The following is a 24,519-nucleotide window of genomic DNA, read 5'->3' on the forward strand; positions in this document are numbered from 1 at the left end:
CATTGCAAGAGGAAAGAAATTCTTTAAAATATTTTAAATTTATTTCATGGAGTATTTTTACTTTAGTTCTGATTTTTATTTTAATTCGTTATGACGAGCTTGCCAATCTTTTAGCAGGAGTGGGCAATACTTCTTATTGGAATGACTAATTTAGGTATAGGTTTTAAAGCTTTTAGTGGTGGTTTGCTTGAAAAAATTTTAGCGAAGTCAACCGATACAAAGATAAAAAGTATACTTTTTGGTACTTTAAGTACTTTAATTATGCAATTTTCAATTTTAGTTTCTATTGTTACGATTTCTTTTTTGAGTGCAGGGCTTATTTCTTTGGGTGCGGGCATAGGGATTATTTTTGGAGTAAATTTAGGAAATACGGCAAGTTCTTGGCTGATTGTTGGTTTAACAAATATTAAAATTTTAATGTTGGCTATCCCGCTTTTGATTATTGGAGTATTATTTTTCTTTCAAAAAGATAGTATTTTAAAAGGTTTGGGTAATATTTTTATTGGTATAGGTTTTTTCTTTTTGGGTGTGGATTATATTAAAAGTGGTTTTGAAAATTTTAAACATATAATTGATCTTTCTCGTTTTGATTTTGCTGGTTTTAAAGGAGTTTTTGTTTTTTAGGATTAGGTGCTTTGCTTACAGGAGTTATACAATCAAGCACAGTTATAATGGCTATTATTGTCGCTGCTTTACTTGCACAACAAATCAGTTTGGAAAATTCCTTAGCAGCAACTTTGGGTACTAGTGTTGGAGGAGTTGTAACGGCTGTTTTAGCTTCTTTAAGTACCAATATTGAAGGAAAGAAATTAGCGTTTGCAAATTGTATTTTTAATTTTGGTATAGCTTTTTTAATAGTGCTTATTTTTCCTTATTTTATACATTTCTTAATTTTTTATCCATTGCGTTAAACATAGAAGATATAGCTTTGAAAGTGGCATTATTTCACACTTTGTTTAATTTAATTGGTGTTGCGTTTTTTTCATTCTTTACTCCTTAAATTGTTTTTTTAAATAAAATAGTAAAAGCTCCTAAAGATAAGAATAAAGACAAGCCTTTATATCTTGATTAGTTTGGTTAAATTTAGTGACACAGCCATCGAAGCTTTAAGGAAAGAAAGCGAGCATCTTTATAACAATACCTATGCAGTTGTTGCTCATGCTATAGGTTTTAGTCGTAAAGATATACAAAGTGATAAAAGTTTTAAAGAAATTTTAGAAAATAAAAAGTGGTTTAGTAAAAATGTGGATTTGGACTATTTGTATCAAACTAGGATAAAGGTTCTTTTTGAAGCTATTATCGATTTTTCAACTAAAGCACAAGTTTATATTAACGATGAAACAAAGAATCATAAAATTTTTACCTTTAAGATGGCAGCTAAAAATTTAGCCGAAACAACTAAAAATTTAAAAATTATCCAAGCAAATATTAAGAAATATTCTAGTTCTTCTAATGAATTTTTGGCTTTAGAGTACAATAAAATTAGATCGAATTTAGGAGAGCTTTTAAGAAGTATCGAAGAGCTTAGAGTTGTTGAAGATCGTGAAAAGCTTTATTTGATTATTAAAAATCTTCAAAAAGGAAAAGAAATTTTAAAAGAAATCGATACTTTAACCTTGAGCAATGTTGAACATCTTATTTCAGTAAGAAAAATCACAACAGCTGAAGGAATTTCAATACTTAATGATACAACTTTTGCTGCTAAGATTGCTGAAGAACTTATAGGTGCTGTTGAGGTGATATTTTCTAAAGATATATCAAACTAGTTGTTTGTGCTAGTTTGGTTATTGTCTTGTATAGGCGTTAGAAATTCTTCATTGATTAAAATATCAACAACATCTTTAAACATAGGCAAAGCACTTTGTGCAGCATAATAACTATAAGGTTTAGTAGGATGTCTTACGAGAACTCCTATGGTATAGGCGTGATTTAAATCATTTGCAAAACCAAAAAAGGATGCATTGTAGCGATTTGAGGTGTAACCTTGTCTTTCGGCTATTCTTGCCGTTCCTGTTTTACCTCCTGCAATAATACCTTGTGTAATTGCCTTTTTTCCTGTTCCTTTTTCTATAACATTTATAAGAACATTTTGCATCGTTTTAGCGGCTTCGCTAGAAAGAATTTTTTCTTTTTTTACATCATCATCAAGATTTGTAAAGCGTCCATTTTGATAGAATTTTTCAGCTAAACGTGGTGTGATATAAAACCCATCATTGTTGAAAACATTATAAGCTGCAAGGAGTTGTATAAAGGTTGTTTTAAGTCCATAACCATAACTTAAAACAGATTTTTCTATATCTCTTAAGCGCTTAGGATTTGGAATTTCTCCTTTTTGTTCATAGGGTAGATCAATACCACTTTTTTCGCCAAATTTAAATATTTTAAGTCCTGATACGATTTCTATATTGTTAAGCCTTTTAGCAATTTGTATCATGCCTATATTTGAAGAATATCTTATAACTTCCTCCATAGTCATTTTGTCCATTTTGTGATCGTCTTTGATGGTGAAACGTCCTAGCTTGTAAGAACCGCCATAAGTATTAATCACTTCATCCATTTTTATTTTACCAAGTCTTAAGGCTGTTGTAAAGATAAAAGGTTTGATAACAGAACCTGCTTCATAGCCGTATTCTATAGCGCTTGCATTAAGAACTGATAGATCCTTTCCGCGATTTTGTGGGTCATAACGCCTTGAGCTTGCTAGAGCTAAAATTCTTCCTGTTTTACTTTCCATTACCCCAACGATGATTTCATTGGCTTTTAAATCCTCATTTCTTTGATCTATAGCTTTCTCTATACTTTTTTGCAGTTTTAAAGAAAGATTTAAATATAAATCACAACCATTGATCTTTTTTTGTTGTAGTGAATTTAGATTTAAAATAATATTTCCACCTATATCTTTAAGTCCTTGAATTTTTTCATTTTGAACAGGGCTTAGACATGCATCGTAGTATTTTTCTAAACCTTTAACTCCTATATTTTTTAAAATTCCACTTTCTGGATCTAATATCATTTTAGTATAACCGATAATAGGAGTAAAAGAATCTTTTGACATGTAAATTCTATCTTCTTCATGTTCGATGATATTTAATCCTCTTGTTTCAACTCTTCCTGAGTTATTTGTAAAAGCTTTGAAAAAACCTTGTATATAAAGTTTTTTAGCAAGATCTTTAAGGTAGCTTGCTTGCTTGGAGTCTAAGTTTTGTAAAAGAACAAAATTATAAGAGCGTTTTTTTTGATTTTGCATTCTTTTTTTAATATCTGCTACTTGATCGTTACTTATCCCACTATAAATTTGAAAAAGCTTTAAAAATAGATCAAATTTATCTTTGTTAATGCTTCTAAGATCAATTTCAGCACGATAAATTTGTTTAGAACTTGTGATAGTAAAATTATCTTTGGTTATAATCGATCCTCTTAGAGCAAGAGCGTATTGATCTTTTTCAGTGTTAGGTATATGACGTTTTGATGTAAGAAAAAAAGTAGAGCTGATAAAAATAATCATAAACAAAAGTGCCATGCAGTAGGCAAAGGCAACTTTTGAAACCCTATTTTTTTTATATTCTTGCATTAGGGTTTAAATTTGAGTTCTTGTGATTTCTTTATAAGCACTGATTGCTTTATTTCTTACTTCTAGCATAAATTTCATGCTGCTTTCAGCTTTAGTGATAGCTATAGCTGCTTGATGTAAATCTTTTACTTGTCCTGTGGCAATGTCTGTCATTGCAGCTTCTCCACTTTCTTGTGCTTTATTTAAATCATTGATTTCATTTTTAAGCATCTTGGCAAATTCATCACCAATTCCTGTGGAATTTTGACTTTTGTTGGTATTTGAAATATTATTATTTAATCTTAAATCATTAATATTGTTCATTTTTTATTATCCTCTTAATAAATCAATCGCACTTTGAGATATAGTTTTTGCACTTGTAAAAGCACTTACATTGGCTTGATAAGCTCTTGTAGCTTCAATCAAATCTGCCATTTCAATAACAGGGTTTACATTTGGATACGCTACATAACCTTCAGCATTTGCATCAGGATGGCTTGGATCATACTTCATACGAAAATCTTTGTCATCTCTGACCACTTTATCCACTACAACACTTTGAATAGCAGGTTTAGCTTCTTCTGGCGAACTTGGATCATTTAAAGGATTTTCATATTTTAAAAAATTATTATCTTTGTTAATTTGCTCATTTAAAAGCTTATCAAAATCTGTTGCTTTAAAGATCACTTCGCGTCTTCTATAAGGCCCACCTTCAGCTGTTCTTGTAGTGTTTGCATTAGCTATATTAGAGCTAATAACATTCATTCTAAAACGCTGAGCACTTAAACCATAACCACTAATATCAAAATCACTTAAGTATGCCATAATTTACCTTTAACTTAATTTAGAGCTTGCATCAAGTATAGAACTAAAGATATTGCTTTGTCTTCTTAAAACTCCATCAAGAGCTGTTATCATAACTGTATTTTTACTCATTTCTGTGGTTTCTACATCTAGATCAACAGTATTTGCATCATTTCTTGCTAAATGACCATCTCTTAAGTAAATAGTAGATTTACTAGGATCAGGGAATTTCCAAGGTTTTTGATGCTCTTCTTCAGTTACGGCTAATTGCAATTCTTTATTATCATTTTTTTTGAAAATTTCATTTGCACGATTTACCAAAGCTGTTTCAAATTCAATATCTCTTGCTTTATAAAAAGGAGTATCAACATTTGCAAGATTGGCATTGATGAGTTGATTTCTTAGATTTCTACCCGCTAAAGCACCAGTGACCAGTTCTTTTGATTTAAATGGGTTAATCATTTTTTATCCTTTTTATAATTTTTAATATTAATAAGCAAATACTGTTCCAATTTAACTATTTTGTATAAAAATATCAAAAATTATTTTCCTTTTTGTAAATTTATGGCTTTATTGTGATCATCTATATTTGTGCTAAAAATATGAACTCCAGTATTTTTATCACGCACAAAATATAAATAATCTGTCTTTAAAGGAAAAATAGCTGCACGAATAGCAGCTAAAGAAACATTACAAACCGCTTCTTTAGGCAATCCTGTAAATTTATAGGTATTATAAGAGCTATTATCTTGTCTTATTCTTTGTGGGGTAACTTTTACATGGGAATAAATTCCATAATTTAAAGTTCCATCCATTTGAAGTTTCATACCTTTTTTAAGTCGATTGTAAATTACGCTTGCAACTATAGGCATTTCATTGTCATTAGCAGCTTCTTTTTGTATTACAGAAGCGATGATGATATATTGGTGCCATTTTTTTGGATTATAATCACCAAAAATTTTCTCAGAAGTTTTTTTATTGGAAATTTCAGCATGGTTTAAAAGCATTTGAATGAGTAGATTTTCTGTAATGCCTTTCGGGATTTTATAAGTTTCTGGTAAAAAAACTCCTTCATCATAAGGAGCTTGAGCTTGAAATTCTTTTAAAAGTATATCTTTATCAAGTCCAAGTTGTTTGGCTGCTTGTTCTAGAAAGATTACGCTTGTTTCTCCTGGGATAAGAGTAATGGTTTGAAGTGCTGCTTTAGCAATAGTGAGTTTATGTAGAAATTCAGCTCTATTTAAATCTTTTGTACCTATGTTGATCCAGCCTGATTGAGGGTGTCCTAAAAAAAATAAAATATATTTATCAATATTACTCATCTGATATTTATTTTGCTTTAAATATGTTATAATTTGAGAAATTGAACCTTGGGGAATAAATACCACAGAATTGCTTTTTAAAGGCTGAGTTAGATAATAAAAAATCCCCAAAATAAATATCAAAAAGAAGTTGCGTATGAAAAAGAAAATTTTATATATTGTTGTATTTTTTGTTGTGCTTATATTAGCTTTGTTTATAGTGCTTAAAAATGGAATTGTCATCTCTAGTATCCAATTTGATTTTTTAAAATTGGAACAATTATATATTAAATTAGATAAAAAATTAATTGTACGAGCAAAAAATATCACTATAAATGAGACTCAAAATTCCGAAATTTCATCACAAACCCACTCTTCTGATAATGCTTCAACAGAGATTTTAAAAATAACAAAAAATTTAAAATATCTATATACTTTTGTTAAAGAGATTGATATACAAAATTTAAATATAAAAGATAATCATGTGCGTATTTTATTTAAAGATAATGAATTTTTTATAGATAATGATTTATTGTTTTTAAAATTAACATTACAGCGTCAAAATAAAGAACTTATAGCTGATATTAAAAAACTTTTATTAAAAGATTATGATTTAAGTATTGATGGAAATTTAAGTATCAATACTAAGAGCGAGTTTTATTATTTTCAAGGTAGAGCAAGTGGAGAATTGCTTGACTTTAACGCAAGCATCTCTTACAAAGATAAAAATTTAGCTTATAAAATAGAAGATTTAAACATTAGAAATATTACGGAAATTTTTAAAAGAGTTAATAAAAGAATAGAACTTCCGCAGAGTTTAAATCTTTGGGTAGCATATAGGGCTAAGGGAGAATTTTATCATTTAGATTATTTGCAGGGCTTTATAGATTTTACTAAAGATAATTATTATTTAGACAATATTAGTGCATCAGGTTATGTTAATAATGTCAAAGTTCGCTTGGATGATAAAATGAATGCTATTGAAATTCCAAAACTCGATTTAAATTTAAACAAACAAAAGCTCGATTTTGTCTTTAATAAAGCTTTCTATAATGGTGCTGATTTAAGTTCTAGTAAGGTTTATCTATATGATTTGTTTGATGAAAAAAAAGTTGGGATTTATTTGCGCATTAAGTCTGATAATCTAAAATTTGACGAAAAACTTGCTAAAGCTTTAGAGGATTATCATTTTTCACTACCTTTTTATCAAAAAAGCGGAAAAATTAAAAGTGATTTGGAGCTTAAAATTGATTTTCATGATAAGGGTGAAATTTCTTATAGTGGTATTTTAGCTTTAGAGAATGCTAGTATTTCTTTGGCTGATTTTAATATTACAAAAGCATTTGTAAAATTAAATCAAAATGATTTAAATATAGAAAATGCCAGTGTTAAAAATGGCTTTTTAGAAGCTGATTTTAATGCTAAATTTGACTTACAAAAACAGCAAGGAAATTTCAATACTCAGATTTCAAGGCTTTATTTTGACAATGCAGAGCTTTTAGATTTAAAAAATCAAAATGTAGAAGTAAAATTAGATTATTCGCAAAATGTTAACATTAGCATTCCTCAGTGGAATTTGATTTTAAATTTTAAAGATGGACTTGAGGCTAATCTTAATAATCCTAAGATTTTATTTTCATTTTCTCCATTACTTAAAAAGCTTGGGTTTATCAATGCTAAAAATGTTTATTATAAAACTTTAAATTTTGAAGATTTTAATGCAAGTGTTAATGATGCTTATTTTAAAAATAATTTACTTATCAACGGTCAAACTCCTTATGAAAATGATAGCTTTGATATTGTAAAAAATAAGGGCATTATGGAAATTCATACTCAAAGTGATACAGCAAGTGCTAAAATAAGTTCTGATAATAAAGAAATTCATTTAAAAAATTTAAGTTATATTTATAGAAAACATTCCAACTCTTCAAATTCAACATTTGATATTGCTACTAATACCCAAAATATTAGTTTTGGTGGAGCAAATGTAGCTTTAATTTTGGCAGATTCTAATAAAACTTTGGCTTTTGATAGAGTAGAAGCTGATTTAAAAGGCAATGCTTTAGATCTTAAAGGTTCTAGAGGAAATGCAAAATTTGATCTTTATTATTCTTCTAATGATTTAAATTTAAACGTTAGCAATATTGATGATAATTATTTAAATGAGTTTTTACAAAAACAAGCTGTTCAAGATGGAGTGTTTAACTTAAGTATAAAAGGAAGTGGATTGGAGTATTTTGATGGACAGATCGATTTTAAAAATACTTATGTGAAGGATTTAAAAGGTATAAATCAGCTTATTTCCTTTATCGATACTGTACCAAGTTTATTGATGTTTAAATCTCCAACTTTTAATCAAAAAGGTTTAAGCTTACATGATGGAAAGATTATTTTTAATAGAAAAAAAGATCTTTTAAGTGTTTCGGCTATTAATTTAAATGGTGATAGTGTAGATATATATGGTTTAGGATCAGCAAATTTAAGATTAAATACAGTGGATTTTAGTTTAGAGCTTAAAACTTTAAAATCAGCTTCAGAAGCTATATCCAAGGTTCCAATTTTAAATTATGTAATTTTAGGTAAAAATCAAGAAATTAGCACAAACTTAAAAATAGATGGAAGCATAGATGACCCTAAATTTCATACCGAAATTTTAACAGATACCCTAAAAACCCCTTTTAATCTTATTAAAAATATCATACAACTTCCTGCTAATTTACTTAATTAAAAATATTTAAAGTTTGTTTGAAAACTAAAACAAACTTTAAACTTACTCTTGCATTTTTTTTTATTTGTAATATACTTAAAAATGAAAATAAAAATAAGTATTTTAAAGGACTAAAAATGCAAATTACTTATACCTTAACAGATGAGTCGCCAGCTCTTGCGACTTATTCGTTTTTGCCTATAGTGAAAGCTTTTTTAAGTAGGGCACATATAGGAGTAAAAACCTCGGATATTTCTTTGTCTGGAAGGATTTTAGCTACTTTTAGTGAGTATTTAAAAGAGGAACAAAGATGTGAAGATGCTTTAGAGCTTTTAGGCGAGCTTGTCAAAAGATCGGATGCAAATCTTATTAAAACCCCAAATATTTCAGCTTCTATTCCTCAGCTTAAGGCGGCGATTAAAGAATTGCAAGATAAGGGTTATATGTTACCAAATTACCCAGATGAGCCAAAAAATGATGAAGAATTGCAAATTAAAACAAAATATCAAAAAGTTTTAGGTTCAGCGGTTAATCCTGTATTAAGACAAGGAAATTCAGATCGTCGTTCAACAAAAGCGGTAAAAGACTATGCAAAAAACAATCCTTATCGTGTGGTTGAGTTTAATCCAAACTCAAAAACTCGTGTTTCTTACATGAAAGAAGGGGATTTTTTCTCTAATGAAAAAGCGGTTTTAATCGATCAAGATTGTGTGGCTAATATAGAATTTACAAGCGTTGATGGTAAAAAAGAAATTTTAAAAGAGGGCTTAAAACTTGAAAAAAATGAAATTTTAGACGCTACTTTTATGGATGTGCAAAAACTTCAGGAATTTTATGCAAAAGAAATTAAAGCAAGCAAAGATGATGATGTGCTTTTTTCTTTGCATTTAAAAGCTACAATGATGAAAGTAAGTGATCCTATACTTTTTGGTTATGCGGTAAAAGTATTTTTTAAAGAATTATTTATCGAATTTCAAGATGAATTTGAAAAATTAGGCATTAATCCAAATAATGGTTTAAGTGAGCTTTTAAGTAAGATCGAAAATTCAAGCAAAAAAGATGAAATTTTAAAAAAATACAGTGAAATTTTAGCTAAATCTGCAGATATTTCTATGGTAAATTCAGATAAAGGCATTACAAATCTTCATGTTCCAAGCGATGTTATCGTTGATGCTTCTATGCCTGCAATGCTTAAAAATGGCGCAAGATTGTGGGATAAGGAAGGTAAGGAAAAGGACACAAATGCCGTAATTCCTGATCAAACTTACGCAACTATTTATGAGGCGGTTATTGAAGATTTGCATAAAAATGGTACTTTAAATCCTTCAAAACTTGGCAGTGTATCTAATGTAGGTTTAATGGCTAAAAAAGCTCAAGAATATGGATCGCACGATAAAACCTTTGTGGCTAAAGAAGAAGGAACTTTTAAAATAGTTTCTAACGGTAAAGTTTTATTAGAACATAAGGTTAGAAAAGGTGATATTTATAGAGCTAATCAGGCTAAATTTGATGCAGTGTTAAATTGGATTGATTTAGGTATAGAAAGATCAGAACTTAGTGGAGCCGAAGCTATTTTTTGGTTAGATAGCAAAAGAGCTAGTAATAAAATCATGATAACTTTGGTACAAAATCGTTTAAAAGAAAAGGGTAAAAATGTAGCCATTTTAACTCCAAAAGAAGCTTGTTTAAGAAGTTTAGAGTTAATCCGAGAAGGTAAAGATGTTATTTCTATCACGGGTAATGTTTTAAGGGATTATTTAACCGATCTTTTTCCTATTTTAGAGCTTGGAACAAGTGCAAAAATGCTTTCTGTTGTGCCTATGTTAAATGGTGGAGCTATGTTTGAAACAGGAGCAGGGGGTTCAGCACCTAAACAAGTAGAACAATTAGTCGAAGAAAATCATCTGCGTTGGGATAGTTTGGGTGAATTTTTGGCTTTGCAAGCAAGTTTGGAATTTTATGCAAATAAGTGTGGCAATCATAAAGCTAAGGTTTTAGCAGAATGTCTTGATGAGGCTATAGGCGAATGGCTTGAAAATAATAAAGCTCCATCAAGAAAAGTCAAAGAAGATGATAATAGAACAAGTCATTTTTATTTAGCAATGTATTTTGCAAATCATTTAGCAAGACAGGCAAGTGATATGGAGCTTCAAAGCTTTTTTAAAGATATTGCCCTAGAGCTTTCTTCTAATGAAGAAAAAATCAGAGCCGAATTTAACGATGCACAAGGTGTGAAAGTGGATTTGGGTGGGTATTATAAATTTGATGATGAAAAAGCAAATAAAATCATGCGTCCAAGTGCAACTTTTAACGCTATTTTAGAAAAAATAGGACAAAGATGAAAATCACTGTTATAGGGGCTGGCAATGTAGGTTCAAGCGTAGCTTATGCTTTGATTTTAAGAGAAATAGCAAATGAAATTGTTTTAGTAGATATTAACGAGGATTTGCTTTACGCAAAAGAACTAGAGCTTACTCAAAGCATAGCTGCTTTAAATTTAAATATAGATTTACTTTGCACTAAAGATTATACTCATACCAAAAATTCAGATATAGTGCTTTTTAGTGCAGGTTTTGCTAGAAAAGATGGGCAAAGTAGAGAAGAATTGCTTCAGTTAAATACAAGCATTATGCTTGATTGTGCTAAAAAAATTAAAGATTTTACAGAAGATCCGCTTTTTATTATTTTAACTAATCCTGTGGATTTTCTACTTAATACTCTTTATGAAAGCGGGATTTTTTCATCAAAGAAAATTATAGCCATGGCGGGTGTTTTAGACAATGCAAGATTTAAGTATGAACTTGCCAAAAAACTTAATGTCAAAATGTCAAGAGTGGATACAAGACTTATTGGTTTTCATAATGATGATATGGTTTTGGTAAAATCTTACGCAAGTGTTAAAAATAAAAATATAAGCGAATTTTTAAATGAAGAAGAATTTGAGGATTTAGAAAATGAAGTTAAAACAGGTGGAGCTAAAGTAATCAAACATCTTAAAACTTCAGCTTATTTAGCCCCTGCTAGTGCTTGTATAAGAATGCTTGAGTCTATAAGAAGTGGCGAGTTTTTACCTATGAGTGTGATTTTACATGGAGAATTTGGAGTGCAAAACAAAGCCTTGGGAGTTATGGCAAGATTAGGACTTGAAGGTGTGATTGAAATCATGAAAATGGATCTTAGTTTGCAAGAAAAAGACAAATTAGAAAAATCTTTAATCAAATATCAATATAAAGGAGAATAAATGAACATACATGAGTATCAAGCAAAAGCAATTTTTGTAGACAATGGCATCCCTACCTTAAAGGGAAAAGTTGCATTTAGCGTAGATGAAGCTGTGGCTAATGCTAAAGAATTAGGCGGTAGTGTTTGGGCAGTTAAAGCTCAAATTCATGCAGGAGGCCGTGGTCTTGGTGGTGGTGTTAAAATCGCTAAGAATTTAGATGAGGTAAAAGATTATGCAAGTAAAATTTTAGGAATGAATTTAGTAACTCATCAAACAGGACCTGAAGGCAAACTTGTGCAAAAACTTTATATAGAAAGTGGTGCTAATATAGTAAAAGAGTATTATTTGGCTATTTTGTTTAATAGAATGGCAGAGCAAATTACCATTATCGCTTCAAGTGAAGGAGGGATGGATATAGAAAAAGTAGCCAAAGAAAGTCCTGAAAAAATTGCAAAAGTAGGTATTGATCCACAAATTGGATTTAAAATGTTTCATGGACTTGAAGTAGCGAGAGTTTTGGGACTTGATAAAGATGAAGGCAAAAAACTCATTTCTATGATAGCTAAACTTTATAAGCTTTACATGGATAAAGATATGAATATGCTTGAAATTAATCCTTTAATTAAAACTGCAGAAGGGGATTTTTATGCCCTTGATGCAAAATGCAGTTTTGATGATAGTGCGCTTTATCGTCATCCTGAAATTGCTGAACTTAGAGATACTACTGAAGAAAATCCTGCTGAAAGAGAAGCGGCTGAATTTGGCTTAAGCTATGTGAAATTAGATGGAGATGTAGCTTGTATGGTAAATGGTGCGGGTCTAGCAATGGCAACTATGGATATTATTAATTATAGTGGTGCAAAACCTGCAAATTTCTTAGATGTAGGTGGGGGAGCTTCTCCAGAAACTGTTGCAAAGGCTTTTGAAATTATTTTAAGAGATAAAAATGTAAAAGTTATATTTATCAATATCTTTGGTGGTATTGTTCGTTGTGATAGGATAGCAAATGGAATTTTAGAAGCTACTAAGAATGTTGAGGTAAATATTCCAATTGTAGTGCGTCTTGATGGCACTAACGCAGCAGAAGCAAAGACAATTTTAGATAATTCAAATCTTAAAAATATCAAAGCAGCAACCAATCTTAAAAACGGTGCAGAGCTTGTAAAAAGTTTAGTAGGATAAGGATGGAAAATGAGTATATTGGTTAATAAAAATACAAAAGTAATAGTTCAAGGTTTTACAGGTAAAGAAGCAACTTTTCACGCTGAGCAATGCATGGCTTATGGTACAAATATAGTTGGAGGTGTCACCCCTCATAAAGGCGGACAAACTCATTTAGGTAAACCAGTTTTTGATACCGTTGCAGATGCGGTTAAAGCAACAAAGGCTGATGTGAGCTTGATCTTTGTCCCTGCTTTTGCTGTGGGTGATAGCGTGATTGAAGCAGCTGATGCGGGTATTAAGCTTGCAGTTGTAATCACCGAGCATACGCCTGTAAAGGATATGATGTTTGCTAAGCAATATGCTAATAAAAAGGGTATGAAAATCATTGGACCAAATTGTCCAGGTATTATCACTTCTGAAGAATGTAAGTTAGGTATTATGCCAGGTTTTATTTTTAAAAAAGGTTGCGTGGGGCTTATTTCAAAAAGTGGAACTTTAACTTATGAAGCTGCTAATCAGGTAGTTCAAGGTGGTTATGGAATTTCTACTGCAGTAGGAATTGGTGGTGATCCTATCATAGGTCTTGCTTATAAAGAACTTTTAAGTGAATTCCAAAAAGATGATGAAACTAAAGCTATTGTAATGATAGGTGAAATTGGTGGTAGTTTGGAAGTGGAAGCGGCTAAATTTATTAAAGAAAATATTAGCAAACCTGTGGTAGCATTCATTGCAGGTGCAACTGCTCCTAAAGGCAAAAGAATGGGGCATGCAGGTGCCATAGTAGGAAGTGCTGATGAAAGTGCTGCAGCTAAAAAAGAAGCTTTAAAAAGCTATGGAATTCATGTGGTGGATTCTCCGGCTTTAATTGGTGAAGAAATTCAAAAAATATTAGGTTAATAAAGGAAAAAAACATGAGTATGACAGCTCCAAAAGATACCCCTGTTTGGGTAGATGAGCATAGATGTAAAGCATGTAATATTTGTGTTAGCTATTGCCCCGCTGGGGTTTTAGCTATGCGCGATGATGTGCATGCGGTTTTAGGACAAATGATAGAGGTGGTACACCCTGAATCCTGTATAGGCTGTACCGAGTGTGAGATACATTGCCCTGATTTTGCTATTATGGTGGCAAAAAGAGATGAATTTAAATTTGCCAAACTTACTGCTGAGGCTAAAGATAGAGCTGTAGCCGTAAAAAATAACAAATACAAAAAATTAGCATAGGAAAAATAATGAGAGAAGTTATAGCAACAGGTAATGTTTTAATCGCCAAAGCTGCGATTGATTGTGGATGTAAATTTTTTGGAGGTTATCCTATTACTCCTAGTAGTGAGATAGCTCATGAATTAAGCCATATGCTTCCTGCAAATGATGGAACTTTTATACAAATGGAAGATGAAATTTCAGGTATTAGCGTGGCTATTGGTGCGGCAATGAGTGGGGTAAAATCCATGACTGCAAGTAGCGGTCCTGGAATTTCTTTAAAAGCAGAGCAAATAGGACTTGCATTTATTGCTGAAATTCCACTTGTGATTGTAAATGTTATGAGAGGTGGTCCTTCAACAGGTCTTCCAACTCGTGTAGCACAAGGAGATTTGTTTCAAGCTAAAGCACCAACTCATGGGGATTTTGCAAGTATTGCTATTGCTCCTGCAAGTCTTGAAGAAGCTTATACAGAAACCATTAGAGCGTTTAATTTAGCTGAAAAATATATGACTCCAGTATTTTTACTTATGGATGAAACTGTAGGGCACATGAATGGTAAAGCGGTTTTACCTGATTTAAAAGATATTAAAGTATATAACCGTAAAAAATTTGAAGGCGATAAAAAGGATTATAAACCTTATGCAGCAGGAGAAAATGAGCCTGCAACTTTAAATCCTTTCTTTACAGGTTATCGTTATCATGTTACAGGACTTCATCATGGAGATATAGGTTTTCCAACTGAAGATGGAGTTATAGTGAAAAAAAATATGGAAAGACTCATAGGTAAAATAAAAAACAATCAAGAAGATATTTGTACTTATGAGGAGTATATGCTTGATGATGCTGAATTTTTAATCATTGCTTATGGAAGCGTGAGTCGTTCAGCAAAAGAAGCTATACAAAGATTAAGAGAGCAAGGGATTAAAGTGGGACTTTTCCGTCCAATTACTCTTTATCCAGTGGCTGAGAAAAAAATTGCTGAGGTTGTAAGCAAATTTAAAAAAGTCATGGTAAGCGAGCTTAATATGGGACAATATCTTGAAGAGATTGAAAGAGTAACTTCGCGTCGCGATTTTATTAGTTTGCACCGTGCAAATGGTCGTCCTATCACTCCAAGTGAAATTATTGCTAAGGTAAAGGAGAATATATAAATGGCTTTTAATTATGATGAATATCTAAGAGTAGATAAAATGCCTACTCAATGGTGTTGGGGATGTGGCGATGGTGTTGTTTTAAAATGTATTATCCGCGCGATAGAAAAACTTGGTTGGAATATGGATGATGTTTGTCTTGTTTCGGGTATAGGTTGTAGTGGCAGAATGAGTTCTTATGTAAATTGCAATACAGTTCATACTACTCATGGTAGAGCAATAGCTTATGCAACAGGCATTAAACTAGCCAATCCTAGTAAACATGTTATTGTAGTAAGTGGAGATGGGGATACTTTGGCAATTGGTGGAAATCATACTATACATGGTTGTCGCAGAAATATTGATTTAACACATATTGTAATCAATAATTTCATCTATGGACTTACGAATTCCCAAACAAGCCCAACCACTCCAAAAGGTTTTTATACAGTAACAGCTCAATTTGGAAATATTGACCCTAATTTTGATGCGTGTGAATTAACTAAAGCTGCAGGAGCTTCTTTTGTGGCAAGGGGTAATGTGATCGAAGCTAATAAGCTTGAAAATTTAATTTATAAGGCTTTAGCGCATAAGGGTTATAGTTTTGTAGATGTTTTTTCAAATTGTCATATCAATCTAGGCAGAAAAAACAAAATGGGCGAAGCTGTAGCTATGCTTGATTGGATTAAAAATCGCGTTGTGGATAAAGCTAAATTTGAAAGCATGGATTTTGAAGAAAGAAAAGATAAATTTCCAACAGGAATTTTACATGAAGATAATTCTCAGCCAGAATACTGCCACGCTTATGAAGAAGTACGTCGTGCAGCCAAAGAAAAAAGAATGGTGGATTTAGGAGCTTTAAAATGAAATATCAATTAAGATTTGGCGGTGAAGGCGGACAAGGTGTTATCACCGCAGGAGAAATTTTAGCAGAAGCAGCCATTAAAGAAGGTCGTCAAGCTTTTAAGGCTTCTACTTACACTTCACAAGTGCGTGGTGGCCCTACTAAGGTGGATATTATCATTGATGATAAAGAAATTTTATTTCCTTATGCTGTAGAAGGGGAGGTAGATTTTATGCTTTCGACTGCAGATAAGGGTTATAAAGGTTTTCGTGGGGGTGTAAAAGAAGGAGGTATTATAGTTGTAGAGCCAAATTTAGTACATCCTGAAAGTGAAGATTATAAAAAATGGCAAATTTTTGAAATCCCTATTATCACCATAGCTAAAGATGAGGTAGGAAATGTGGCTACTCAATCAGTTGTTGCACTTGCAATTGCTGCTTATATGAGCAAATGTATAGATTTAGATGTTTTAAAAGAAACTATGCTTCATATGGTTCCTGCAAAAACTCGTGATGCAAATGCTAAAGCTTTTGATCTGGGTGTAAAATACGCCACTCAAGCAAAACCATATTCATAATAAATTCCGCATCATGCGGAATTTAACTTCTAAAATTTTACACATTGCAAATAAAATTTAAATTTTAATTATTTTAATTTAGCTACTTTTAACGATTAAAATTTTATAATCAAAAACTTATATTTTCAAGGAAAATTAATGGATTTTTTTGATGAAATGTTTAATAAAACTCCAAAAGAAAAATTTATAGAAATTATACAAAATGGAAATTTAGGAGCCTTAGAAAAAGTTTTTGAGGAATTTTTTGCTGATCATATTGCCATGGTGGAACTTTTGGAAAAACAAGGTTTAACAGAAATGGATGTAAAAAATTTCATATTAGAAAATGGTGATTTTATAGAAGAAAGGCAAAATGATATTTATATAGAATTGGGCGCAAAAATTTTAGGACACGAAGGCTAAAATTGTTTAAAATAAGCCCTTGTTTAATTTGTATTTTTTTTATTTTTAGTAATGTTTTAGCATCTGAACCAACTTTTGATTATACTTATAAATTTATACTTAAAAAAGATGAGAGAGCTAGTGTGCAGATTAAAGAAATAGGCTATGAAGATAAGGTGCAAAATTTTGATTTTTATTGGACTTTGTTTGATAATACTAATATCATCGTACATTCGAAATTTCGCAAATATCCGCGTCAATTTGTGATGAGTTTAAGAAGAAATTTAGATTGGGTAACTCAAACTTTAATACCTGATTATACCAATCCACACATTGATAGAGCAAGACTTATTTTAGAATTTAGTGGTTATAATAAAGGTTTGGCAACTTTTACGGTTTATATAGAAGATAAGGAATCTCGCTTAATGGTAGAATTTTTAGATCCGAGAAAAAAAGCTTTACAAAATCCACCGCAAAATAATCAGGTTGTTCCTATGATTAATTTTAACGAACCTCAGGTAAAACCATTAACAAGCAAAGAAAATAATAATAGCAATTAACAAGGAAAAGATAGTGCAAAAAATAGATGAATTAATAAAACAGTTTTTAGAAGAACTTGGCTATGAACCTATTTTAAATATGCTTTCAAATGTAAAATCAGGAAAGAAATTACGCTCTAAATTATTATTAGCTATCGCAGATGAGAGTGAGATTGCTTTTAAAATTTGTGCAGCTATAGAATTGATACATCTTGCTAGTTTATTACATGATGATATTATCGATGAGAGTGAATTAAGGCGTGGGGCAAGATCTGTTAATGCTGAATTTGGTACAAAAAATGCTCTTATGTTGGGCGATATTTTGTATTCAAAAGCCTTTTATGAATTAAGTAAAATGGATGCTAGATTTGCAAGTATTATTTCAGACGCTGTTGTAAAGCTTGCTATAGGCGAACTTATGGATGTTGATTTGGGAGAGAAATTTAATATCAATAAAGAAGCTTATTTGAAAATGATCTATAATAAAACAGCTGTTTTGATCGAAGCAAGTGCGAGATGCGGAGCTATTTTGGCTGGATTATATGAAAAAGATTTTGCAGAATATGGAAAAAATTTAGGACTCGCTTTTCAGATGATTGATGATATTTTAGATATTAAGAGTGATGAAAAAATTCTTGGAAAACCTGCTATGAATGATTTTAAAGAGGGTAAGACTACCTTACCTTATATTTATCTTTATGAAAATTTACAAGAACAAGATAGGATATATTTGCAGACTTTATTTAAAAAAGATTTAAATGAAAATGAAAAAGAGTGGCTAAAAACTAAATTTGAAGAACAAAAAGCTTTAGAAAAAGCTATTTTAGAAGCTAAAACTTATGCAAAAAAGGCTAGTAAAGCGATTGAAAAATATGATAATAACAAGCTTAATGATATTATTAAAGCTATGATAGATAGGGAATTTTAATGTATTATTGTATATCTTTTACTCATAAAAATACAGATATTGCCTTAAGGGAAAAGTTAAGCTTTTCCAATGAAGCTAAAAAAAGTGAGTTTTTAAAAATCATTAGCACTCATGAAAATATTGAAGAATGTTTGGTTATAAGTACTTGCAATCGTGTTGAAATTGTTGCTTTTGTAAAAATGGCCTGTGCGGAGTTTATTGTTAAATCTTTGGCTTTACTTTGTGATGTTGATAAAGATATTTTACTTGAAAAAGCTGATATTTTTGAAGATAGTGGAGCAATCCACCATCTTTTTTCTGTAGCAAGTTCTTTGGATAGTTTGGTGGTTGGAGAAACTCAGATAGCAGGACAATTAAAAGATGCCTTTGCTTTTGCTGTAAAAAATAATTTTTGTGGAGTACACCTTTCAAGAGCAGTACATAGTGCTTTTAAATGTGCTGCTAAGGTACGCAATGAAACTCAAATTTCTAAAAATTCTATTTCTGTAGCTAGCGTTGCCGTGGCAAAAGCAAAAGAACTTGCAGATTTAACGCAAAAAAAAGCTGTTGTTATTGGAGCTGGAGAGATGGGAGAACTCGCGGCAAAACATTTAATTGCTGCGGGTGCTAAGGTGATTATTTTAAATCGTGATTTACAAAAAGCTAAAGATTTGTGTGAGAGACTTGGTGTTTTAAGCGAATATGATAGTTTAGAAAATTTAAAAAAATATTTAAATCAATACGAGTTTTTTTTCTCAGCTACCAATGCACCAAATGCTATTATTACAAATTCTTTAATAGAAGAACTTTCTTATAAAAGGTATTTTTTTGATATTGCAGTTCCAAGGGATATTGATATCAATGAAAATGAAAATATATCTGTTTTTGCTGTAGATGATCTTGAAATTGTGGTTCAAAAAAATTTAGCACTAAGAGAACAAGAAGCTCGTATGGCTTATGGGATAATAGGTCGTGAAACAAGTGAATTTTTTAGGTATTTAAACGATTTGGCTTTGATGCCTATTATCAAAGCTATACGCTTGCAAGCTAAAGAATATGCAGATAAACAACTTGAAATTGCGTTAAAAAAAGGATATTTGAAAAAATCTGATAAAGAAGAGGCTAGAAAGTTGATTCATCAAGTTTTTAAGGCTTTTTTACACACGCCTACTGTAAATTTGAAACATTTACAAGGTAAAATGCAAAGCGATACAGTGATTAATGCTATGCGTTATGTTTTTGATTTGCAAAATAATCTTGAAGGTTTAAATCAATATAAATGTGAATTTGATATGGAGAATAATGATGAGATTTACTAAATTTTATGCACCAAGTTTAAAAGAAGCGCCAAAAGATGCGAGTTTACCTAGTCATATTTTTTTAACGCGTGCGGGTTTTGTAGAACAAATTGGTAGCGGACTTTATAATTTCTTGCCTTTGGGAAAAAGAGTTTTAGACAAGATTAAAAATATAGTTAAAGAAGAAATGGATAAGGCTGGAGCACAAGAAGTAAATCTTAGTTTTATCACTCCTGCAAGTTTGTGGCAAGAAAGTGGGCGTTACAATGTTTTTGGAAAAGAACTTTTGCGTTTTAAAGACAGAAAAGAAAATGAATTTGTTTTAGGTCCAACACATGAAGAAGCTATGCTTTCTTTGGTAAAAAACAAAATCACAAGCTATAAACAACTTCCTTTGCATTTATATCAAATTGGACTTAAATTTCGTGATGAAGCAAGGCCTAGATTTGGGCTTTTAAGATGTCGTGAATTTCTAATGAAAGATGGATATAGTTTTCATGCTAATGAAGAAGATTTAGGGCGTGAGTTTGAGCTTATGTATAAAACTTATTCTCAAATTTTACAAAGAATGGGGCTTGATTTTAGAGCAGTTGAAGCTGATAGTGGGGCTATTGGTGGAAGTGGCTCTAAGGAATTTATGGTTTTAGCAAAAAATGGGGAAGATGATATTTTAATTTGTGAAAATTGTGATTATGCGGCTAATGTTGAAGCTGCAAAAAGAGCTAAAAAAACTTGTCAAGATGAGCGTCCTGAAGCAAATTATGCAAGTAAATTTCACACTCCAAATATTAAAACTATAGATTCTTTAGCACAATTTTTTAAAATCAATGCTTTTTATACGATTAAAGCAGTGGTAAAAAAAGCTATTTATGAAAATGAAAGCAAATTAGTTGTGTTTTTTATAAGAGGAAGTGATGATTTGCAAGAGGTTAAGGCTCAAAATACTTGCAGTGCCCTTGAACTAGTCGATGCGAGCGAAGAAGAATTGGAAAAAGCTGGCTTAGTAGCTGGTTTTATAGGTTTTGTGGGATTAAAAGATATAGATTTTTATATAGATTTTGAGCTTGAAAACGAAAAGCAAATGATTATGGGTGCGAATGAAAAAGATTATCATTTAATCGGTATTGATGTTGTAAATTTAAATAAAGATCGTTTTAAAGATTTGATTGAAGTTAAAGAAGGGGATTGCTGTGTTAAATGTGGAGCAAAATTAAAACAAAGTAAAGGTATAGAAGTAGGGCATATTTTTAAGCTAGGACAAAAATATTCCAAAGCGATGAATGCAAATTTCTTAGATGAAAATGGCAAAAGCCAGCCTTTTTATATGGGATGTTACGGCATAGGTGTTTCACGCTTGTTGGCTGTAGCTATTGAAGCAAATCATGATGAAAAAGGATGTATTTGGAATAAAACTTTAGCTCCTTTTGTGCTTGAAATTATTGTTTCAAATCTCAAAGATGAAAAGGCTTTAGAATTTGCTAATAAGCTTTATAGGGATTTAACTAATCTTGGATTAGAAGTATTGCTTGATGATAGAAATGAGCGTTTTGGGGTTAAAATGAATGATTTTGAACTTATGGGCTTTCCTTATGCGTTAGTTATTGGTAAAGGATTAGAAAATAATGAAATAGAGCTTATCCAAAGAGAAGGTTTGGTAAAAGAACTTATAAAAACTGATGAACTTATGGAAATTCTTAAAAAGAAAGTGTTATGAATTATAAATTAAGTTTAAGCCCTTTATTTGTACTTGAAATTATTGCAAGTGTACTTTTTATAGTTTTTTTTGGTTTTGGTAATTTTTTATTTTTCATACTTTTGAGTATGATTTTTGGTGCGGTTTTATTGGGAATTTTTTGGAAAAATATGCTTGAATTTCAAATGGGTGGCTTAAAGGATATGTTAACACAATTTTCTTTTGTTATCGCAGGGTTTTTGCTTATTTTTCCAGGGATTATTACAAGTGTTTTTGGAATTTTTGTATTTTTCTTTGGTATTGCTTTGAAATTAATAACTAAATCAAAATATCAATACACCAAGCAAGAGTATCAAAATTCTAATGAAGAAATTATTGATGTTGAAATTATAGAGGATAGAAAATGAAGCTTATTATTGCAACAAGAAAAAGTCAATTAGCTCTTTGGCAAAGTGAACATGTAGCCCAAATTTTAAAAAATACACATCAAATTGAAGTGCTTTTAGAAGGTTTTAAAACAAAAGGCGATGTTTTGCTTGATTCTCCTTTGGCAAAAATTGGTGGTAAAGGACTTTTTACAAAAGAACTTGAAGAAAGTATGTTAAGAAAAGAAGCACATTTAGCAGTGCATAGTTTAAAAGATGTGCCTAGTTTTTTTCCTCAAGGTTTAGTTTTGGCAGCGGTAAGCAAAAGAGAGCAAAGCAATGATGCTATGCTAAGTCAAAATTATAAAGATTTTCTTTCTTTACCAAAAGGTGCAAAAATAGGCACTACTAGTCTTAGACGCAAGATGCAGCTTTTATTATTAAGACCTGATTTAGAGATTATTTCTTTGCGTGGTAATGTCAATTCTCGTATAGAGAAATTAAAAAATAATGATTTTGATGCGATTATTTTGGCAATGGCGGGAATTAAACGCTTAAACTTAGATAAGCAAGTGAATTTTGTTTATGAATTTAGCAAAGATGAGCTTATTCCTGCGGCTTCTCAAGGAGCTTTAGGTATAGAAAGCATAAATGATGAAAAAATTTTAGAACTTTTAAAATGTTTAAATGATGAAAATGCTTTGATTGAAACAAGCATTGAAAGAGAATTTATTGCTACTTTAGAAGGAGGTTGTCAAGTTCCTATAGGTATTAACGCAGAACTCTTAGGAGATGAAATTTGTATGCGTGCGGTACTTGGACTACCCGATGGAAGTGAAATTTTAAAAGATAAGAGAATGATTAAAAAGAATGATTTTAAAGGTTTTGGAGAGAGTTTGGCTAAGGAGTTTATTGCTAAAGGTGCTAAAGAACTTTTAAAAAAAGCTGAGAGTATGATATGAAAGAATTTATTCAAATTTTAAAAGAAAATGATCTTTTAAGGGTAATTGAAGAACCTGTAGATGTAGATCTTGAAATCGCTCATTTAGCCTATATAGAAGCTAAAAAAGGAGAAAAAGGGAAGGCTTTATTATTTAAAAATCCTATAGATAAAAAATTAAATAAACAATATAAATTTCCTGTTTTGATGAATACTTTTTGCAATAAAAAGGCTTTAAATTTAGCTTTTGGACGTGATTATGAAGAGGTGGCTGAAGAAATTTCAAAACTCATCAAGCTTCATATTCCTACGAGTTTTAAAGCAAAAATGGATTTTTTTATGAATTTGTTAAGTTTTAAAAATATTCCTCCTAAAAGACTGAAAAAAAATAAAGCCTTGTATGATTATGAAATTTTAAACTCACTTGAAGAACTTCCCATACTAAAAACTTGGGAAGATGATGCGGGTAAATTTATTACCATGGGGCAAGTTTATACACAAAATTTAGATAAAACTCAAAATAATCTTGGAATGTATCGTTTGCAAATGAGTGATAAAAATGAACTTTTAATGCATTGGCAAATTCATAAAGATGGGGCAAATTTTTATCACGAATACAAAAATGCTGGTTTTAAAAAAATGCCTGTAAGTATAGCCATAGGTGGAGATCCGCTTTATATTTGGTGTTCTCAAGCACCTTTACCTAAGGGAATTTTTGAACTTTTACTTTATGGTTTTATTAAAAAAACTCCTGCAAAAATTACTCCTTGTGAAAATGGTATTTTTATACCTTATGATAGTGATGTGGTTATTGAAGGTTATGTGGATTTAGAAGAGTTTAAAATCGAAGGTCCTTTTGGAGATCATACGGGTTTTTATACTCCTGCTGAACTTTTTCCTGTGATGAAAGTAGAAAAAATTTATGCTAAAAAAGATGCGATCTATCAAGCAACGGTTGTAGGAAAGCCTCCTTTAGAAGATAAGATCATGGGGCTTGGTACCGAAAGAATTTTTTTACCCTTGCTTCAAACTTCAGTACCTGATTTAATTGATTATAATATGCCTGAAAATGGGGTCTTTCATAATCTTATCTTAGCAAAAATCGATGCAAAATATCCCGCTCATGCGCAACAAATTATGCATGCATTTTGGGGAGTAGGGCAAATGAGTTTTGTTAAGCATGCAATTTTTGTGGATAAAAATGCACCTTCTTTGAAAGATTATGATGCTTTAATTCCTTATATGTTAGATCGTTTTAATACAAAGAAAATTTTAATTTCAGAAGGAATTTGTGATCAATTAGATCATGCTTCACCTAATTCTTGTTTTGGGGGTAAAGCAGGACTTGATGCTTGCGAAGAAATACAAGTTGAAGAGCTTGAAATTTTAGAAGATGAAAAATTACTAGAACTTTTTAAAACTAAGGTAGAACTTTTAAATTTAAAGCAATTTTATAAAGAAAGTAAAAGTCCTATAGTTTGTATTTTGCTTGATAAAAAAGAAAAAATCGAACAAAGTTTTGACAAACTTTTAGAATTTAAAAAACATTTTAGGATTTTAGTATTTTTAGATGCTGAAAATAAGCTTGAAAATTCTTATATGCTTGTTTGGCGTGTGGTAAATAATATAGATGCTAAAAGAGATATTTTTATCAAAGAAGAAAGACTTGGAGTAGATGCAAGTGCTAAAGGTGAAGCTGAGGGTTATTTAAGAGCTTGGCCTAAGCAAACAGATTGCACTAAAAGCGTGATAGAAGATTTGATCTTGCGTAATATTTTAGAAAATAATCCAGATCTTTTTAATAAATTTGAAATTTTTTAAGATAATTGAGATTTATTTTAAAATTTTGGCACAGTTTTTGCTTATTATTTTTTTATTATTGAAAAATAAA

26 protein-coding genes are annotated in these 24,519 nt (G+C 30.8%); 21 read left to right on the top strand and 5 right to left on the bottom strand.

Going from position 1 to position 24,519, the window contains the following annotated elements:
- Positions 1-2 precede the first annotated feature (2 nt).
- From FBF02_RS02575 to FBF02_RS02590, 4 genes are all read left to right on the top strand, one after another.
- Positions 3-149, top strand: a complete 147-nt coding sequence (locus tag FBF02_RS02575) for a hypothetical protein (RefSeq protein WP_153604933.1) — start codon at positions 3-5, stop codon at positions 147-149.
- A complete protein-coding gene (locus tag FBF02_RS02580) occupies positions 142-624 on the top strand; it encodes a Na/Pi symporter (protein ID WP_021034197.1) in 483 nt (160 codons plus the stop codon). Before FBF02_RS02575 ends, FBF02_RS02580 begins: the two co-directional genes overlap by 8 nt.
- A gap of 47 nt (positions 625-671) precedes the next feature.
- Positions 672-911, top strand: a complete 240-nt coding sequence (locus tag FBF02_RS02585) for a Na/Pi cotransporter family protein (protein ID WP_126320741.1) — start codon at positions 672-674, stop codon at positions 909-911.
- A 153-nt stretch (positions 912-1,064) separates the two neighbouring features.
- The gene (locus tag FBF02_RS02590) at positions 1,065-1,766 is read left to right on the top strand and encodes a hypothetical protein (RefSeq protein ID WP_002858568.1); all 702 of its coding nucleotides are present in this window, start codon (positions 1,065-1,067) and stop codon (positions 1,764-1,766) included.
- On the opposite strand, the gene FBF02_RS02595 is transcribed toward FBF02_RS02590, so the two are convergent.
- From FBF02_RS02595 to mltG, 5 genes are all read right to left on the bottom strand, one after another.
- Positions 1,763-3,571 carry a penicillin-binding protein 2 gene (locus tag FBF02_RS02595; RefSeq protein ID WP_002858598.1) on the bottom strand — a complete coding sequence of 603 codons (1,809 nt, stop codon included), beginning with the start codon at positions 3,569-3,571 and terminating at the stop codon, positions 1,763-1,765. The genes FBF02_RS02590 and FBF02_RS02595 overlap by 4 nt on opposite strands.
- A 6-nt stretch (positions 3,572-3,577) precedes the next feature.
- Positions 3,578-3,874, bottom strand: coding sequence for a flagellar hook-basal body complex protein FliE (gene fliE, locus FBF02_RS02600; RefSeq protein WP_002851122.1), 297 nt, complete (start codon positions 3,872-3,874; stop codon positions 3,578-3,580).
- A 6-nt stretch (positions 3,875-3,880) separates the two neighbouring features.
- Positions 3,881-4,375, bottom strand: a complete 495-nt coding sequence (gene flgC, locus FBF02_RS02605; RefSeq protein ID WP_002858484.1) for a flagellar basal body rod protein FlgC — start codon at positions 4,373-4,375, stop codon at positions 3,881-3,883.
- Between the two features lie 9 nt (positions 4,376-4,384).
- Positions 4,385-4,816, bottom strand: coding sequence for a flagellar basal body rod protein FlgB (gene flgB / locus FBF02_RS02610; RefSeq protein WP_002858492.1), 432 nt, complete (start codon positions 4,814-4,816; stop codon positions 4,385-4,387).
- An 80-nt stretch (positions 4,817-4,896) separates the two neighbouring features.
- Positions 4,897-5,898, bottom strand: coding sequence for an endolytic transglycosylase MltG (gene mltG / locus FBF02_RS02615; protein WP_002859067.1), 1,002 nt, complete (start codon positions 5,896-5,898; stop codon positions 4,897-4,899).
- Between mltG and FBF02_RS02620 the strand changes: the two genes are divergently transcribed.
- The 17 genes from FBF02_RS02620 to FBF02_RS02700 all read left to right on the top strand — a co-directional run bounded on the left by FBF02_RS02620 (position 5,813) and on the right by FBF02_RS02700 (position 24,449).
- Complete coding sequence (locus tag FBF02_RS02620) at positions 5,813-8,383, top strand: DUF3971 domain-containing protein (RefSeq protein ID WP_002858480.1); 2,571 nt, start codon at positions 5,813-5,815, stop codon at positions 8,381-8,383. The genes mltG and FBF02_RS02620 overlap by 86 nt on opposite strands.
- Before the next feature lie 116 nt (positions 8,384-8,499).
- A complete protein-coding gene (locus tag FBF02_RS02625) occupies positions 8,500-10,704 on the top strand; it encodes an NADP-dependent isocitrate dehydrogenase (RefSeq protein WP_002858520.1) in 2,205 nt (734 codons plus the stop codon).
- Positions 10,701-11,603, top strand: coding sequence for a malate dehydrogenase (locus FBF02_RS02630; protein ID WP_002858544.1), 903 nt, complete (start codon positions 10,701-10,703; stop codon positions 11,601-11,603). The genes FBF02_RS02625 and FBF02_RS02630 overlap by 4 nt, the downstream gene beginning before the upstream one ends.
- Positions 11,604-12,767, top strand: a complete 1,164-nt coding sequence (gene sucC / locus FBF02_RS02635; protein ID WP_002858590.1) for an ADP-forming succinate--CoA ligase subunit beta — start codon at positions 11,604-11,606, stop codon at positions 12,765-12,767. It begins immediately after the preceding gene.
- A gap of 9 nt (positions 12,768-12,776) precedes the next feature.
- A complete protein-coding gene (sucD, locus tag FBF02_RS02640) occupies positions 12,777-13,646 on the top strand; it encodes a succinate--CoA ligase subunit alpha (protein ID WP_002855278.1) in 870 nt (289 codons plus the stop codon).
- A 14-nt stretch (positions 13,647-13,660) separates the two neighbouring features.
- Complete coding sequence (locus tag FBF02_RS02645) at positions 13,661-13,972, top strand: 4Fe-4S binding protein (RefSeq protein WP_002851088.1); 312 nt, start codon at positions 13,661-13,663, stop codon at positions 13,970-13,972.
- 8 nt (positions 13,973-13,980) lie between these two features.
- A complete protein-coding gene (locus FBF02_RS02650; RefSeq protein ID WP_002858560.1) occupies positions 13,981-15,105 on the top strand; it encodes a 2-oxoglutarate synthase subunit alpha in 1,125 nt (374 codons plus the stop codon).
- Positions 15,106-15,951 carry a 2-oxoglutarate ferredoxin oxidoreductase subunit beta gene (locus FBF02_RS02655; protein WP_002854895.1) on the top strand — a complete coding sequence of 282 codons (846 nt, stop codon included), beginning with the start codon at positions 15,106-15,108 and terminating at the stop codon, positions 15,949-15,951. It abuts the gene before it with no gap.
- A complete protein-coding gene (locus tag FBF02_RS02660; protein ID WP_002812564.1) occupies positions 15,948-16,505 on the top strand; it encodes a 2-oxoacid:acceptor oxidoreductase family protein in 558 nt (185 codons plus the stop codon). Before FBF02_RS02655 ends, FBF02_RS02660 begins: the two co-directional genes overlap by 4 nt.
- A gap of 138 nt (positions 16,506-16,643) precedes the next feature.
- Positions 16,644-16,907 (top strand): DUF2018 family protein, encoded by a 264-nt coding sequence (locus tag FBF02_RS02665; RefSeq protein ID WP_002854834.1) that lies wholly within the window; start codon positions 16,644-16,646, stop codon positions 16,905-16,907.
- A gap of 2 nt (positions 16,908-16,909) precedes the next feature.
- Positions 16,910-17,446, top strand: a complete 537-nt coding sequence (locus FBF02_RS02670) for a hypothetical protein (protein ID WP_002858491.1) — start codon at positions 16,910-16,912, stop codon at positions 17,444-17,446.
- Between the two features lie 13 nt (positions 17,447-17,459).
- Entirely contained in the window at positions 17,460-18,353 is an 894-nt protein-coding gene (locus FBF02_RS02675) for a hexaprenyl-diphosphate synthase (protein ID WP_002858511.1), read from the top strand.
- A complete protein-coding gene (gene hemA / locus FBF02_RS02680; protein ID WP_002854989.1) occupies positions 18,353-19,651 on the top strand; it encodes a glutamyl-tRNA reductase in 1,299 nt (432 codons plus the stop codon). The genes FBF02_RS02675 and hemA overlap by 1 nt, the downstream gene beginning before the upstream one ends.
- Positions 19,635-21,344, top strand: coding sequence for a proline--tRNA ligase (locus FBF02_RS02685; protein ID WP_004297429.1), 1,710 nt, complete (start codon positions 19,635-19,637; stop codon positions 21,342-21,344). The genes hemA and FBF02_RS02685 overlap by 17 nt, the downstream gene beginning before the upstream one ends.
- Positions 21,341-21,730 carry an FxsA family membrane protein gene (gene fxsA / locus FBF02_RS02690; protein ID WP_002858525.1) on the top strand — a complete coding sequence of 130 codons (390 nt, stop codon included), beginning with the start codon at positions 21,341-21,343 and terminating at the stop codon, positions 21,728-21,730. The genes FBF02_RS02685 and fxsA overlap by 4 nt, the downstream gene beginning before the upstream one ends.
- Positions 21,727-22,650, top strand: a complete 924-nt coding sequence (hemC, locus tag FBF02_RS02695) for a hydroxymethylbilane synthase (RefSeq protein WP_021034199.1) — start codon at positions 21,727-21,729, stop codon at positions 22,648-22,650. The genes fxsA and hemC overlap by 4 nt, the downstream gene beginning before the upstream one ends.
- Positions 22,647-24,449 (top strand): menaquinone biosynthesis decarboxylase, encoded by a 1,803-nt coding sequence (locus FBF02_RS02700; RefSeq protein ID WP_002858553.1) that lies wholly within the window; start codon positions 22,647-22,649, stop codon positions 24,447-24,449. The genes hemC and FBF02_RS02700 overlap by 4 nt, the downstream gene beginning before the upstream one ends.
- Positions 24,450-24,519: the final 70 nt, after the last annotated feature.

Origin of the sequence: Campylobacter sp. CFSAN093226, assembly GCF_012897595.1 — a bacterium.
GTDB classification, from domain to species: Bacteria; Campylobacterota; Campylobacteria; order Campylobacterales; family Campylobacteraceae; genus Campylobacter_D; species Campylobacter_D jejuni.